Source organism: Pseudomonas sp. AG1028 (genome assembly GCF_007993955.1).
Lineage (GTDB): Bacteria > Pseudomonadota > Gammaproteobacteria > Pseudomonadales > Pseudomonadaceae > Aquipseudomonas > Aquipseudomonas straminea.
In genome coordinates this window covers 144,443-159,626 of record NZ_VIVP01000009.1, presented here as the reverse complement: position 1 = coordinate 159,626, position 15,184 = coordinate 144,443, and the positions used below count along the sequence as shown (strand labels likewise).

General features: G+C 58.5%; 12 protein-coding genes and 1 pseudogene. 9 read left to right on the top strand and 4 right to left on the bottom strand.

The annotated features are described in order from the left end of the window. Positions 1–327: 327 nt before the first annotated feature. From FB481_RS16480 to FB481_RS16470, 3 genes are all read left to right on the top strand, one after another. Positions 328–1,773 (top strand): SulP family inorganic anion transporter, encoded by a 1,446-nt coding sequence (locus FB481_RS16480; RefSeq protein ID WP_147177055.1) that lies wholly within the window; start codon positions 328–330, stop codon positions 1,771–1,773. A 59-nt stretch (positions 1,774–1,832) separates the two neighbouring features. Beyond that, positions 1,833–2,087: a hypothetical protein gene (locus FB481_RS16475; RefSeq protein WP_147177054.1), complete on the top strand. Its 255-nt coding sequence runs from the start codon at positions 1,833–1,835 to the stop codon at positions 2,085–2,087. A 170-nt stretch (positions 2,088–2,257) separates the two neighbouring features. Further along, positions 2,258–2,839, top strand: coding sequence for a hypothetical protein (locus FB481_RS16470; RefSeq protein WP_147177053.1), 582 nt, complete (start codon positions 2,258–2,260; stop codon positions 2,837–2,839). 70 nt (positions 2,840–2,909) lie between these two features. Here FB481_RS16470 and FB481_RS16465 read toward each other — a convergent pair whose 3' ends face one another. Next, positions 2,910–3,290, bottom strand: a complete 381-nt coding sequence (locus tag FB481_RS16465; protein ID WP_147177052.1) for a helix-turn-helix domain-containing protein — start codon at positions 3,288–3,290, stop codon at positions 2,910–2,912. 87 nt (positions 3,291–3,377) lie between these two features. Between FB481_RS16465 and FB481_RS16460 the strand changes: the two genes are divergently transcribed. The 3 genes from FB481_RS16460 to FB481_RS16450 all read left to right on the top strand — a co-directional run bounded on the left by FB481_RS16460 (position 3,378) and on the right by FB481_RS16450 (position 8,026). After that, complete coding sequence (locus FB481_RS16460) at positions 3,378–4,439, top strand: SDR family oxidoreductase (RefSeq protein ID WP_147177051.1); 1,062 nt, start codon at positions 3,378–3,380, stop codon at positions 4,437–4,439. A 743-nt stretch (positions 4,440–5,182) separates the two neighbouring features. Next, positions 5,183–6,319 carry a PIN-like domain-containing protein gene (locus FB481_RS16455; RefSeq protein WP_147177050.1) on the top strand — a complete coding sequence of 379 codons (1,137 nt, stop codon included), beginning with the start codon at positions 5,183–5,185 and terminating at the stop codon, positions 6,317–6,319. 240 nt (positions 6,320–6,559) lie between these two features. Beyond that, positions 6,560–8,026, top strand: coding sequence for a sodium:alanine symporter family protein (locus tag FB481_RS16450; protein ID WP_147177049.1), 1,467 nt, complete (start codon positions 6,560–6,562; stop codon positions 8,024–8,026). Between the two features lie 74 nt (positions 8,027–8,100). Here the strand turns inward: FB481_RS16450 and FB481_RS16445 are convergent, their stop codons facing one another. Next, positions 8,101–8,736, bottom strand: a complete 636-nt coding sequence (locus FB481_RS16445) for a LysE family translocator (RefSeq protein WP_147177048.1) — start codon at positions 8,734–8,736, stop codon at positions 8,101–8,103. 81 nt (positions 8,737–8,817) lie between these two features. Next, positions 8,818–10,614 (bottom strand): GGDEF domain-containing phosphodiesterase, encoded by a 1,797-nt coding sequence (locus FB481_RS16440; protein ID WP_147177047.1) that lies wholly within the window; start codon positions 10,612–10,614, stop codon positions 8,818–8,820. Positions 10,615–10,892: 278 nt separating this feature from the next. Between FB481_RS16440 and FB481_RS16435 the strand changes: the two genes are divergently transcribed. Next, positions 10,893–13,433: a PAS domain-containing protein gene (locus FB481_RS16435; protein ID WP_147177046.1), complete on the top strand. Its 2,541-nt coding sequence runs from the start codon at positions 10,893–10,895 to the stop codon at positions 13,431–13,433. Between the two features lie 150 nt (positions 13,434–13,583). Here the strand turns inward: FB481_RS16435 and FB481_RS16430 are convergent, their stop codons facing one another. Continuing rightward, positions 13,584–13,853, bottom strand: coding sequence for a DUF1652 domain-containing protein (locus FB481_RS16430; RefSeq protein WP_147177045.1), 270 nt, complete (start codon positions 13,851–13,853; stop codon positions 13,584–13,586). Between the two features lie 380 nt (positions 13,854–14,233). Between FB481_RS16430 and FB481_RS16425 the strand changes: the two are divergent. After that, positions 14,234–14,398, top strand: a pseudogene (locus tag FB481_RS16425) (general stress protein); the annotation flags it as partial. 322 nt (positions 14,399–14,720) lie between these two features. Beyond that, entirely contained in the window at positions 14,721–15,125 is a 405-nt protein-coding gene (locus tag FB481_RS16420) for a DoxX family protein (RefSeq protein WP_147177044.1), read from the top strand. Positions 15,126–15,184: the final 59 nt, after the last annotated feature.

Here is a 15,184-nt window from a genome sequence, read left to right as displayed (position 1 = left end):
AATTAGACCTATTGGTCGCTCCAAAAGCCAGCCAGGCCACATTTTGCCGAGTAGGTTGGTTGTCGCAGGGCGCGGGCAGCGCTGCTATTTACGTCGGCCAAGACCCTGGGTATCGCGTTGCTCAACCCAGGCTACCGGTACACGGCCTCGTGCCTTAGCCCGGCGTAGAGCGCAGCGAAACCCGGGCAGCCGACGCCGGTCATATCCAGGCACTGGCCTTCGTGAAGGCGATTCCTTACCATCGCACGCCTTCCAATTCCAAGGCCTTAGTGGCCCTATCACGCCCCGCGCCTGCCGGGCGTCCGTCTTGCTCGATTCAGGTAACCCATGAAAATCGCCCGTCTGCGCGCCGATATCCTGGCCGGTCTCACGTCCTCGTTCGCGCTGGTGCCCGAATGCATCGCCTTCGCCCTGGTGGCCCAGGTCAACCCGCTGATGGGTCTGTACGGCGCCTTCTTCATCTGCCTGATCACCGCGCTGTTCGGCGGCCGCCCTGGCATGATCTCCGGCGCGGCAGGCTCCATGGCGGTAGTGATCGTCGCCCTGGTGGTGCAGCACGGCGCCCAGTACTTGCTCGCCACCGTGCTGCTCAGCGGCCTGATCATGACGGCCTTCGGCCTGCTGCGCCTGGGCAAGCTGGTGCGCATGGTGCCGCACCCGGTGATGCTCGGTTTCGTCAACGGCCTGGCCATCGTCATCGCCCTGGCGCAACTGGAACACTTCCAGCATGACGGCCGCTGGATCGAGGGCAACGCGCTATACCTGATGCTCGGCCTGGTGGCGCTGACCATGGCCATCGTCTATATCCTGCCGCGCCTGACCAAGGTGATTCCGCCGGCACTCGCGGCGATCCTCAGTGTCGGCCTGCTCACCTACTTCCTGCACCTACCCACCCACACCCTGGGCGACATGGCCAAGATCGCCGGCAATATGCCGGTGCCGGCGCTGCCGCAGATTCCCTGGAGCCTGGAAACCCTCAAGATCATCCTGCCCTACGCAGTGCTGATGGCCATGGTCGGCCTGCTGGAAACCCTGCTGACCCTCAACCTCACCGACGAGATCACCGAAAGCCGCGGCCACCCGGACCGCGAATGCGTGGCCCTCGGCGCGGCCAACATCGCCTCGGGCATGTGCGGCGGCATGGGCGGCTGCGCGATGATCGGCCAGACCATGATCAACCTCAGCTCCGGCGGCCGTGGCCGGCTGTCCGGCGTCGTCGCCGGGGGGATGATCCTGCTCTATATCCTGTTCCTGTCGCCTTTGATCGAGCTGATTCCCCTGGCGGCCCTGGTCGGCGTGATGTTCGTGGTCGCCCAGCAGACCTTTGCCTGGGCCTCGCTGCGGGTGCTTGGCAAGGTGCCGCTCAACGACGTGCTGGTGATCATCGCCGTGACCATCATTACCGTGTTCACCGACCTGGCCGTGGCGGTGTCCTGCGGCATCGTCATCGCCGCCCTGAACTTCGCCTGGCAGCATGCCCGCGACCTGCACGCCGAAACCCACCTGGAAGCCGACGGCAGCAAGCGTTACGTGCCCTGGGGCACACTGTTCTTCGCCTCCACCACGCAGTTCCTCAACCAGTTCGACACCGCCAACGACCCCGAGCACGTGACCATCGACTGCCGCCACCTGAGCTTCGTCGACTACTCGGCCATCGCCGCCCTCATGACCCTACGCGAACGCTACACCAAGGCCGGCAAACACCTGCGCGTGGTGCACCTGTCCGAGCGCTGCAAGCAATTGCTCAAGCGGGCAGGGATGCAGGCGGGCTGATGGCGACCGGCGGGAGACGCTGACGCACTTTTGACGTAAAGCTCCTGAAAGGAATCAACATGACCGAAGTATCCGATGATCCGTTGTGCCTGGTTTTCATTCCAGCGTTGGTGACGGTTCTCTATGCAGCAGAGAAGCACAAAGGTGTTCCGCTTACCGAAAAGGAAGTAATCGATATCCGTGACAATGCGACTTGCATGAAAGTCCCTTTCAGCGTGGCGCTAGAGGGCGAGCAGAAAAGAGGTTATCCGGATATCACTGCAGAGAATTGCTGGGAAGAGTGGAAATCGTTGCGTACCGAACTCCTTAACTAAGAATCTACAACGCATGGGCTGGCAGCCCCTTGACTTTTTACTGCAAACATTTTAACGGAGATGGTAGGTTTTCGGAGGCTCTCTAAAACTTCGAAACTCGACGTCAACTTTCCGCACCTGCTCGCACCATATCGAGCGCCCATGAAAAATAAATCGACGAAAGGAATAGCATGTTCTTTAAATACATCCCTCTCTCTCTATCGTTACTTTTCCCCTTAGTGACCCAAGCAGCAGAAACCTATACCATCCAAGACAAAGTCAGCATCTCCGCGCCCACAAAATTAAACTGGAAGCGGGATAAATCAGATGAAGAAAACCAAATAACCCTTGCGCACCAAACAGACTCACCACCTTACTACACTTCTTTTCTAGAGCTAAAAATTAGCACCATCGATTCGAAAATTAATGCTATAGAACACCTCTTAGATCAAGCAGGCAAAAAGCTGTCCAGGTTTTCCATCAGAGAGGCTGATGTCGAACTGCTGGAGAGCTTTACTTACAAGCGCGAACACTTTTTAGAGATGGACTGCATTTCGAACACTTGGACAACTGTGTATCCGCGCCAAAAAATTGCAAGGTCGATCCCGACTTACAGAACATTCAACATGCTCGAGTGCCCAATCCCAAACACTTCCCAAATATTGTCACTTTCTTTTATGTATTCGGGCAAAGAACACAATATTCCACCAGCCATGCAAAAAGATGCGAAAGACTTCTTTAACTCGCTAACGCTGCATGCGGCAAAAGACTGATTGCATCTCTGCATACAATCAACATTAGGCTTGACGGCGTCATTCACAGGAATTGGATTTATCAGCTAGATCACCGCCTACGCGACGTCTGCCGAGGTTGCAGCGCATCGAGCGCCGGAGCATTGTCGCGGGCCCAGCTGTAGATCAGCTCGATGGGCTCGACCAACCGTTGGCCAAGCTCGGTGAGCGTGTAGTCAACCGTGGGCGGTACGCTGTCGTGTACCTGGCGGTCGATCAGGCCGCTGGCTTCCAGTTCGCGCAGGGTCTGCACCAGCATCTTCTTGGAGATACCGGGCAGGCTGCGGTGCAGCACGCCGGTGCGGGCGGTGCCGCCGTGGCGGGCATGCAGGGTGTGCAGAATCATGCTCGTCCACTTGGTGGCGAACAATTCGAGTACGCGCCGCGGCGCGCAGTCTTCGCGCCATTGTTCATCGGGAGTGCCGGGTTGCATCGGGGTGGTTACCTTTTGGTGCCGTCTTGGTTTGAGTCTGCAGCGTCGTTATGGTGCCAATACTCGTTCTGAAGGAGGAATAGCTGTATGGCACATCACGCACTGGTCGTCGGCGCCAGCGGTATCGTCGGCAGCGCCACCGCGCGCCTGCTGGTCGAACAGGGTTGGCAGGTCACCGGCCTGGCTCGCAAGCCGGGCACGGCCGAGAACGTCACGCCACTGGCGGCCGACCTGCTCGACCCCGCCTCGCTGGCCAGCGCCGTCGAAGGCCTGAAGCCGACCCACGTGTTCCTGACCACCTGGGCACGCCAGGCCACCGAGGCGGAAAACATCCGCGTCAACGCGGCGATGGTCCGCAACCTGCTGGACGCCCTACGCCCGGCGGGTAGCGTCAAGCACGTGGCTCTGGTCACCGGTCTCAAACACTACCTCGGCCCGTTCGAGGCCTATGGCAAGGGCGTGCTGCCGCAAACTCCGTTCCGCGAGGAGCAGGGCCGCCTGGATGTGGAGAATTTCTATTACGCCCAGGAAGACGAGGTGTTCGCCGCCGCCAAGCGTGACGGCTTCACCTGGAGCGTGCACCGCCCACACACCGTCACCGGCGTCGCGGTCGGCAATGCGATGAACATGGCGACTACCCTCGCCGTCTACGCCTCGATCTGCCGGGAAACCGGCCGCCCGTTCCGCTTCCCCGGCTCGGCCGTGCAGTGGAACAGCCTCACCGACATGACCGACGCCCGCCAACTGGCCAAGCAACTGCACTGGGCCGCGACCACCCCGGCAGCGGCCAACCAGGCCTTCAACATCGTCAACGGTGACGTGTTTCGCTGGAAATGGATGTGGCAGCGCATCGCCGAATGGTTCGGCATCGAGGCCGCCCCTTTCGACGGCGAGCCCGCACCGTTGGAGGAACAGATGGCCGGCGACGCCGCAGCCTGGCTGGAACTGGTCGCCAAGCATGACCTGGCCGAAGCCGACATCACCCGCCTGATATCCCCTTGGCACACCGACGCCGATCTGGGCCGTCCCATCGAAGTGGTCACCGACATGTCGAAGAGCCGCAAGCTGGGCTTTCTCGATTATCAGGCCACCGACGATGCGTTCTTTGCGGTATTCGAACAGCTGCGTGAGGCCAAGCTGATTCCTTAAGCGCAACACCCGCCCCCCCTCGGGAGCCCGCCTATGGGCTCCCAACTTCAACGCCCATCTCCCCTCCAACTCCCGATACTCGACTACCACCATTGGATGGCTTGCCTAACATCTAGCAGATTGGCTAACGTCGGCCTCATTGATAGCGATAAGCCATAAACTTGCCGCGCGCTTGAAGAAGCAACCTGTGAATCGGTGCTTCATGGCGTAAAAGCAAAGCAGTCAGGGAAATGACTTCTGCCGGCAAATGCCGCAGACAGGGAAGTAGCGAGATGGCCAGACGTCGCAAGACCTCCGCATTCGAAGACCTTATCCTCATCGCCAGCCTCCTGCCGTGGTGGCTCAGCGTCCTGCTGACGCTGCTTAGCTGGTATTGGCTGCATGGCTACTCGACTAGTAGCCCGCCACGATTGACCAATCCCAGCAGGTACTCCAATCAGCTGCCTGGTGAAGCGTTTCGCGACTGGGCGGCAATTTTTCAGGACATCACCGCGACCAATTGTATATTCAGAGTCGCCTCAGTTTCTGGACACATCCCTCAGTTATCAGCTCATTAGAGTTACAAGCAGCCATATCCAGAGCAAAGCCAAACCATAACAGCATAAAACCCTCTACCCTGACCTTATAAAACAAAACTTGTTATCTAAAACACAAAAGAGGCAGATATGAAAAATGAATACAAGTAGTACTTTAAAGCCAGCACCGAAGAAATTGAGGAAATATGGAAAAATGGCACACTGACAGTGGACGCCAACGTACTATTGGATCTATATCGATATCACGAAAGCACTAGAAACAGCCTAATACAAAGCATACAAAACTTCGAAGGAAAACTATGGCTATCAAGGCAAGCATCAGAAGAATTCTTTCGAAACCGAAACAAAGTTATAATCTCTGCAAATAAAACTTTCAAAGATGCAAAGGAAGAAATCGAGAAACTTAGAAAATCAATTGAAGGAACTGTTACTCAACTCAAAGGCAACCGTATAATCCCCGCAGATATCGCCGATCAAATGCTAGAAGAGATATCACCGCAAATTATCAAAGCACAGGAAAGAGTAGAGCAGGCAAAGAATAGCCATCCAAACTTCTTATTAGAAGATAGCATCCTTGATGAAGTTGCAAAGCTATTTGACGGTGCAATAGGTAGACATTTCTCGACAGAAGAACACACATATGAGCTAACAGAGGCAGAAAGAAGAAAAAACAGCAAAATCCCGCCAGGTTACTTGGATGATGACAAAGATGGCGAACGCCCTTATGGAGACTACTTCCTTTGGAAGCAAATATTAAACCACTCAAAAGAGTCTTCTCAACCAATATTATTTGTAACATCTGAGCGAAAAGAAGACTGGTGGGAGAAAATCTCAGGAAAGACCACTGGCCCTAGAATCGAACTACTCAGAGAAGCCAGCGAATATACAGGCCAAAGAATATTAATCTACCCAACAGACAGATTCTTGGAGTTCTCCTCTCAACGAAAAGGCCAAGTGGTTAATGAGAGCGCCGTAGAGGAGATCAGAGCAATAGACAGCTTGAGAACAGAAAGAGAGCATGCAGTGGAAATCATCTCACAAAAGATCAATATTGCATCTCCTGAATATCATGCTGGAGAAATCACAATAAAGCTGAAAAGACAGGTTAAAAACTTTACCGGAAGCGGCCATTTCAAGCCTGTAATGGCAGACTCACCAGAGATGACAGTTGAACTTATATCAGCACCAAACAACTTGCCAACATGCAGCATTGGATCCGGCACGGGTACAAATTATGACTTTAACATCCATGTAAAATCAGAAAACAGAGATGAATTACTTCCAATCGGGGAGTATATATTTGAATATTCAGCAACACTCAGAGATGAAAGCCAACCAGAGTAATAGCTTGAATATTTCTAAAGCACAGCCTGGCTTTCAAACCAGCGTCTTAGTCGTGAAACCGCGAAATCCTTCACTTCGTTAACCTGAACCAACCCGCCCATTCTCGCCCTAAGCAGTACCGCTGCAGGGAAAGGGAATCGGGCTGGTGTGGCCGGCTGGCAGCGCAATCGGGTTTGGGAATTTGGGCGTATTGCCCTATCCTCGCGCCCCTTCGAATAAGACGACCAAAGGAAGACGCCCGTGTCTGCGTTGCTCGATGCCTTCTCCGGCCTGCTCTGGACCTACCTTGCCATCCCCATGCTGCTGCTCAGCGGCCTCTATCTGACCTATGTGTGTCGTGGCGTGCAGCTGCGGATGATCCCGGAAATGTTCCGGGTAATCCTGGAGCGCAACCACGGTGACAAGGAAGCGATTTCCTCCTTCAAGGCGTTCACCATTTCCGCGGCGTCGCGGGTTGGCACCGGCAATATCGCAGGCGTAGCCACGGCCATCGCCGTGGGTGGCCCCGGTGCGGTGTTCTGGATGTGGATGGTGGCGCTGGTTGGCGGCGCCACCTCGTTCGTGGAGTCGACCCTGGGCCAGCTGTACAAGTCCGACAAGCAGTACCGCTACCACGGCGGCCCGGCCTACTACATCCAGCGCGCTCTGGGCTGGCGCTGGCTGGCGGTGGTGTTCGCGGTGATGATCAGCATCACCTACGGCCTGGTGTTCAACTCGGTACAGGCCAACTCCATAGTTGACGCCATGCAGACCTCTTTCGGCGGTGAAGGCGGCAGCCGCACCCTGGCCTGGGGCGTGGGCATCGCGCTCACCGTATTGACCGGCGTGATCATCTTCGGCGGCGTGCAGACCATCTCCAAGGTGTCGGTCACCGTAGTGCCGGCCATGGCCCTGATGTACCTGGGCATCGGCCTGCTGGTCATCCTGCTCAACATCGACCAGGTGCCGCGGGTATTCGGCGACATCTTCAGCCACGCCTTCGGTCTGCGCGAGATCGCTGGCGGCGGTATCGGCGCGGCGATCATGATGGGCGTACGTCGCGGCCTGTTCTCCAACGAGGCCGGCATGGGCTCGGTGCCCAATGCCAGCGCCACTGCATCAGTGTCGCACCCGGTCAAGCAGGGCCTGGTACAGACCCTGGGCGTGTATTTCGACACGCTGGTCATCTGTACAATGACCGCGCTGATCATTCTGGTCGCCGACCCGAGTCACGCCTATGGTGATGCCACCCAGGGCGCCAGCCTGACCCAATGGGCGCTGGCCGAAGAGCTCGGCAGTTGGGCACTCCACTACCTGACCTTCGCCATCCTGCTGTTCGCCTTCACCTCGGTGATCGGCAACTACTATTACGGTGAATCCAACATCCAGTACATGTTCGACAGCAAGCTGCTGCTCAACCTGTTCCGCGTGCTGGTGATGGCTTTCGTGCTGATCGGCTCGGTGGTCAAGGTATCGGTGGTGTGGGCCATGGCCGATGTGTTCATGCCGCTGCTGGCCCTCACCAACTTGATCGCCATCCTGCCGCTGGCGGCAATTGCCGCACGCCTGCTCAACCATTATAACGCCCAGCGCCGCAAGGGCGTGGAACCGGTGTTCCACCGCGATGAGATGCCAGACCTGAAGAACGTCGAATGCTGGGATGGCAGTGACCACGTTACTTGCGCAGAAACCTACGGCGACTCGGCGAACAAAGCGCTGAAGAACTGACGATATCTGGGCTACGCAGCAACCCAGAACGCCGACCTCCATAGGTCGGCGTTCTGCTATCTGCAGTGTTGAAGCTAGGCGGCTCGCGCGCTCAGCAGGCGAACTCCCAAACCGATAAACAGCGCGCCGGTCAGGCGCTTGATGGTCGCCACCCAGCGCAAGGCCTTGAGCCGCTCGCTGAAGCGAAAGGCGACAAAGCAGTACAGCGAATGCACCACCACCACGATGGCGGCGATGGTCAGGTACATGACCGTGAACTGCAGCGACACGGCGCGCTCTGGCTGCAGAAACTGCGGCAGGAAGGCGCACAGAAAGATCATCGTCTTGGGGTTGCTGGCCGACACCAGAAATGCTTCGCCGGCAATACGCCAACCGGCTACCGCAACGGCAGCGGATAGCTCCACTGAAGAGTTCCCGGCGGCTGCCTGACGGGTGAACAGCTGGCGAAGCCCCAGATAGATCAGGTAGCCGGCGCCGATGATCTTCAGGGCCAGGAAGGCTGTAGGCATGGCGATCAGCAGCGCGCCTACGCCCAATGCAACGCCGGAGGTAACCAGCAGTTGCGCCGAGAGGTTGCCGAGCAACGTGGCGCCCATGGCGCTTGGGCCGTGGCGCAAGGCATTGCGCACCACCAGTAGCACATTCGGCCCCGGCGTCAGCGTGGTAGCCAGGTAAGCCAGGGTGAAGGTGAACCAGAGGTGCAGGGCCATGACGGCGGCTCGTGAGTGCGAACGAACCTGATCCTAACAGTAACCAGATATGTCAGGCAGTACGAATTTTTAGCCAATGGATTACGCCAGACCGAAGCTGCTCCCAGCCTGCTGCTCCAGCCAGGCAATCAGGTCGCCGGTCTCCAGCGGCCGCGAGATGTAGAAGCCCTGAGCTTCCTGGCAGCCCCAGTCGCGGATCACCTTGAGGGTTTGTTCGGTTTCGATGCCTTCGGCAACCACGCGCTGGCCCAACTCCCTGGCCAGGCTGATCAGCGCGCGCACGATGTTCCAATCCTTTCCGCCTGGCTGCAGGTCATCCATGAACGAGCGGTCGAGCTTGACGATGTTGGCTGGAATGTCGCGCAGATAAGACCAATTGCTGTAACCGCTGCCGAAATCATCAATGGCGATTTCCACGCCTATGGCCTTGAGCCGTTCTATCTGAGTGATCACCACTGAGAAGTCGCCGATCAGCGCGCTTTCGGTGAACTCTACTTCCAGGCACGAGCCGTCTAGCTCATTGCGCGCCAGCAGACGGACGATCTCGTCGGTTAGGTGATCATTGTTGAGGTCTTCGGCGGACACATTGATCGCCACCTTTAGATCGACCCCCTCGCGGCGCCAGGCGTCGACCTGGGTGATCGCCTGGTTGATCACCCAGAAGCTCACCGCGTGAATCAGCGGGGTCTTCTCGGCCAGCGGAATGAATTCGGCTGGGCTGACTTCGCCCAAGGTTGGGTGTGTCCAGCGCAGCAGCGCCTCAACGGAGAGGCACTCGCCGCTGTGCAGATCGACGCGCGGCTGGAACACCAGACGCAGTTGGTCATGGGCGCGTACCGCATCGGCCAGATCGTTGAGCAATCGGGTGCTACGTTGCTGCGCGGCGTCCATCTGCTCGTCGTAATAGGACCAGCCCTTTCCCGCCTTGCGCGCCTCATCGGCTGCGCAAACGATCAGGCGTAACCAGTCATCGGGGGCTTGATCCGGCTCCAGGCGCAGCACACCGATACCGATTTGCGGCAGCACCGGCAATTCCTGACAATGAATCGGCCTGCTGAACGCCTCGGCCAGGGTAGCGAACACGGCGGGGGCCTGCTCCAGCTGATCGCCTGGCACCACGCAGGCGAAACGCAGCGTGCTGATCTTGTAGAGCTCCCAACTGGCTGGAAGCAGACTTCGCAGAGTGTTCTTCACCGACAGGGTGAAATCGGTCAGGAATTGAAAACCCAAAGACTTGAGCATGTCGTTGCGCTGCGCCGGCGACACCAGTTCGATCGCAACGGCCAGCGCAGTTTCGCCGCGCTCAAGGGTATCGCTGATGTCTTCTTCCAGCTTGGCATGATTGAACAACCCGGTAGTGCCATCAACAAAGGCAGCAGTACGCATTTCGTCGAGCCGGGCGATAGCCAGGCGGGCAATCTGCTGCAGCATCGCCATATCGGCGGCGGACATCGGCGGGCGTGGCTGGGTATCGATTACACACAGGTTGCCGAGCACCAGACCGCCCTCAAGTACCAGCGGCACACCGGCGTAGTAGCGGATGCCCGGCTCACCGGTGACCAGGTTGTTGTAGCGAAAGCGATCGTCCTGCAGCGCATCGCACACCTCGACGCTTTCGCCGGTGGCCACGCTGTAGGCACAGAAGGAATCGGCGCGCGGGGTTTCCGGGCGGTCGACGCCGAAGCGTGCACGGAACCACTGGCGATTGCGCTCGACGATAGTGATCAGGCAGATGGGCGTGTTGAAGTACAGGGCGGCGATCTTCACCACTTCGTCGAGAAACGCATCAGTGTTGCTCTCGACGAAACACGGGTGCGCGTCTATCAGCCGCTGGCGGCTCAGCTCGTTCAACGGCAGGGGGGGATATGGCGCCCGCATCTTTGCTCTCTCGGTTGTTGCACGCAAAAGACGGGTGCCGGAGTCCTTTTCGTAGACCGTTCACCCGATGATAACCAAATGACATCACGCCTAATACGGAGTTGCCTAAATAATTGCGACCGTCCAGCTGTTGAGAAATCGACGCATCGCCGACGAGGCCCTTGGGCAGCGCACAGATCATCGGAAACTGCGAAAATATGGCTGAACGCGGTGCGGCTTAGGTGTCTCTTACCTAGCAGACAAGATCGTCCTGCCACGACTGCGCCCGCCTTGATGATATGGATTCATTGACCAAGCCCGCACCCGCCCCCTACTCCACCGAGCGCCTGGGTTTTCTCGCCAACGGCGGGGAAATTGGCCAACTGCTGCATACACTCGATGCGGGCAACTCACCGCTGGGCGCCGCCCGCGATTGGTCACAGACACTCAAAACGCTGATGAGCACCGTGCTGCCGGTCAAGGCGCAGATCGTGATTTTCTGGGGCCCGCAGTACATCGCCCTGTACAACGACGCGTACGCATCGAGCATCGGCAACAAGCACCCGCGCGCGCTGGGCCGCCCGGCAGTAGAGAATTGGACCGAGCTGTGGGAAGACCTCGAACCACTGCTGCGTGGCGTGCGTGAAAGCGGCGAAACTTTCGCCGCCAAGGACCGCCCCTTCTACATCGAGCGCCACGGCCGCGGCGAAGCGGTGTATTTCGATGTGTCCTACTCGGCAGTGCCCGAGGCCGATGGCTCAGTGGGTGGCGTGCTGTGCGTAGTCAATGAAACCACCCAGCGCGTGCAGTTCGAGCGGCGCCAGGCGTTTCTGCTCGAGCTGGGCCAGGCATTGCCGTCGATCAGTGAACCCGATCAGGTCGAAGCCCTGGTGCTGCGTCGGCTTGCCGAGGAGCTGAGTGCCGAAAAGGTGTTCTTCGCCGAAAACCTGCAGGCCGAGGCCGCACTGAACATCCGCCAGAGCGCAGCGCACACCTGCGCCGGGCATCCACTGCAGCCCTACGACGCCGGGCAAAACGAGGTGCTACTCAGCGGCCGTACGCTGGTACAACCGGCGACGGATGACACTCCGGCAACCCTGCACGTTCCAGTGGTGCGTAACGGCGTGCTGGATGCGGTGCTGGTGATCGAGCAACAGGGCCTGCACGAATTTTCCGACTACGAAATCCACTTGGCTGACGAGACGGCCAAGCTGGCCTGGGCCTGGATCACCCGCGCCCGCGCCGAGGTGGCGCTACGCCTGAGCTCCACCCAGCTGTCGGCAATGTTCGACCAGGCCGGCGCCGGCATCGCCGTGTGCGACGCCGGCATGACCCTGATCCGGGTCAACGATCATTACTGCGAGATCGTTGGCCGCAGCCGCGAACAGTCGCTCGGCCAGAGCCTCTACGAGCTGGCCGAAGCCGGCGAATGCGCCTCGGTCGCTTCGCCCTGCGAATACAGCCTGCGCCATGGTCGCCCATTCGAAAACACGCGCTGTCATAGTCGCGCCGATGGCAGCGTGGTGTGGGTGCAGAACCATGTGACGCCACTGCTCGACGACCAGCAGAGGATCGTCGGCACCATCTGCGTGTGCGTCGATATCAGCGAGCGGGTGCGCGCCGAGGCCGACCTGCGCGAGCTCAACGATTCTCTCGAAGACCGCGTGGCAACCATGGTGGCGCAACGTGAAGCGGCCGTCGCGCAGCTGCACGAAGCCCACAAGATGGAAATGGTTGGCCAGCTCACCGGCGGCATCGCCCACGACTTCAACAACCTGCTGACGCCCATCATGGCCTCGCTGGAGCTGATCCGACGGCGCCTGCCGGACGAACGCTGCACCAAGCTGGCCGACGGCGCGCTGCAGGCCGCCGACCGCGCGCGCATTCTGGTCGGCAGACTGCTGACCTTCGCTCGCCGGCAAACCCTCAAGCCGCAGCCGGTGGCATTGAGCACGCTGATCCGCAATATGCGCGACCTGATCCAGAGATCCCTTGGACCGATGATCGAGCTGCGCATCGATATCCCCGAGCGCCTGCCAACAGTGTTTATCGACCCGCACCAGCTGGAACTGGCAGTGCTCAACCTGGCGGTCAACGCCCGCGATGCCATGGACGAAAGCGGCCGGCTTAGTATCGCTGCCGAGCTGAGCGAGATATCGAGCAACACCATCACAGGCCTCAGAGGCGGCCAGTACGCACGCCTGACCATCAGTGACTCCGGCTGCGGCATGGACGATGAAACCTTGCGCCGTTGCACCGAGCCGTTCTACTCCACCAAGGGCGTTGGCAAGGGCACGGGACTGGGGCTGTCGATGGTGCACGGCTTGCTGGTGCAGTCCGGCGGCGGCTTTGCCATCGACTCGTTACGCGGGCAAGGCACCCGGGTCAGCCTGTGGCTGCCAACCACCGATGCACCGGTAGAGAGCGACAAGCCCGAACGCGATGAGGAAGTACCGCGAGCGGCGCGGCCGACCCATATCTTGCTGGTCGACGATGAGGCGCTGGTACGCGACACAACCGCCCTTCAGCTACACGATCTGGGTTATGAGGTGACCGAAGTGGATAGCGCCGCTGCGGCGCTTAAGCTGATCGACGAGGGCCTGCGCCCTGATGCGCTGGTGACCGATCACATCATGGAGAACAAGACCGGCGCCCAGCTGGCCCAGGAACTGCGCCAGCGTTTCCCCGATCTGCCGGTGCTGATCATCACCGGCTACGCCAACCTGACGCCGACCCAAATCAGTAGCTTCGAAGTGCTGGCCAAGCCGTTCCGCCGCCGCGACCTGGCCGATCGTCTGGCACAGCTACTGAGTAAGAGTGAGCCGGCCGGATCGAATTAAACCGGCAAGCATTCAGGCGCTTTCAAGCCCACACTTGAATGGCAGCCTTACCCCACGGCCGCCAAGCGCTTCTGCCATCACCGCGTAGCTTGTCGCTCAGCCCAGCACGCGGCCATGGATTCGCCGCTCATCCGACCGCTCTTTTTGCCATCAGGCGATGCTACTTTGGCGCTTTGGCGCCGCCATGCCGGGCTCCAGAAGCACAAGTTGCTGACGCACACGCAGCACAAATTGGGAAATGCTCCGCGAGCTGGCCAGTTCTGCGCGCTGGGCATCGGCCACGCTCAGTAAGAGGCGATCATCACCCGGATCGCGCAACTCGAGTGTCACCAAGTCATTAGTGCCGATAGTGCAACGGCAGGCCAGGGGCAAAAAAGCGGCTTCGACAATCTGCCGCTGTTCGAGAATGGACATCATCATGCGTCTCTCCATTGCAAAACACCTCGCTGATACCTTCTACAAGCGAAGCGTGTTGCATCGATTTGAGTGATTGCCACATAGCAATTACCAAGAGAGTTGCATCAGCAATGCCAGGTAGTTTCTTCAAACAAATCAGCTTGAGCGCTCAAGCGCCCTCATGCAACTTGCACTGGCGCGCTTACTTACTCAGGTATTTTGCACGAACCCCAGCCTCTACAAATTACATCCTTGTACAACGACATAATTTACAAATAACCACCACTCGTCTCTCCGCCTTTATATAACTCGAACGAATACAATAAAACCCGCTTCGTAATCGATGAGGATGTCCTCATTTCGACAATTGAGATTGTGGAGATAACAAGATGGCACATAGCAACCCAGGTAACTTCGCCAACGACCGCGACAAAGCAGCCGAAGCGGGCCGCAAAGGTGGCAAACAAAGCGGCGGAAATTTTGCCAATGATCGCCAGAAGGCAGCGGAAGCAGGTCGCAAAGGTGGTCAGAACAGCCATGGCGGTGGTGGAAAGCGCAGTTCTTCCTGAGAAGCACAAAGACTGCGAAACCTGCCGCTGCGGGTTTCGCGTTTCTTTTAAACGCTTATAAAGAGTTGCCACAGCAACTTCCCCTACAAGCTATTTAATCAACGTTGAAACATAGCGTCCGCCATCCCCACCGGCTTTCTAGCTGCTCCATACAGAACAATTTCCTGCCTCGATATTCTGGAAACTGCCACTTCTGAGTCTATCCCCCATAAGGCAATAAATCATTTGCTCAATAATTCGACGCTGATCGCGCACAGGCATCCAAGACCAGAAGGCAGACTGAGCCGCATAGTCGTCTCTCTATAACGAAGGGAGACGGACCATGAGTCACGATGATCCTCAACGGCGCAGCCACGACTGGGCTCTACTGTTTCTGCGCATCAGCGCCAGCCTGTTGCTGCTGACCGTTCACGGCCTACCGAAGTTGCTTGATCTGCAGGCGGAGCTGGGCCGAATCGAAGACCCGATCGGTTTGGGTCAGGGCATCACCCTGGGCCTGGCGCTATTCGCGGAAGTAGCGTGCCCGCTGCTGATCGCGTTGGGTCTCTTTACCCGCCTGGCCTGTTTGCCGATTCTCGCTGTACTGGCGGTGTCGCTGACGCTGGTACACCCCGAGTGGAGCCTGGCCGACGGGCAGTTCGCCTGGCTGCTGACGATCATCTTCGTCGCGCTGCTTATCGGCGGTGCCGGTCGTTTCGCGCTGGGCCACAACCTTCGCTGGCAATAAGCGCCCGGCGCCTGGGAGATCCATCAGAGCATCCGATTTCGGCACGGCAAGCGTGACCC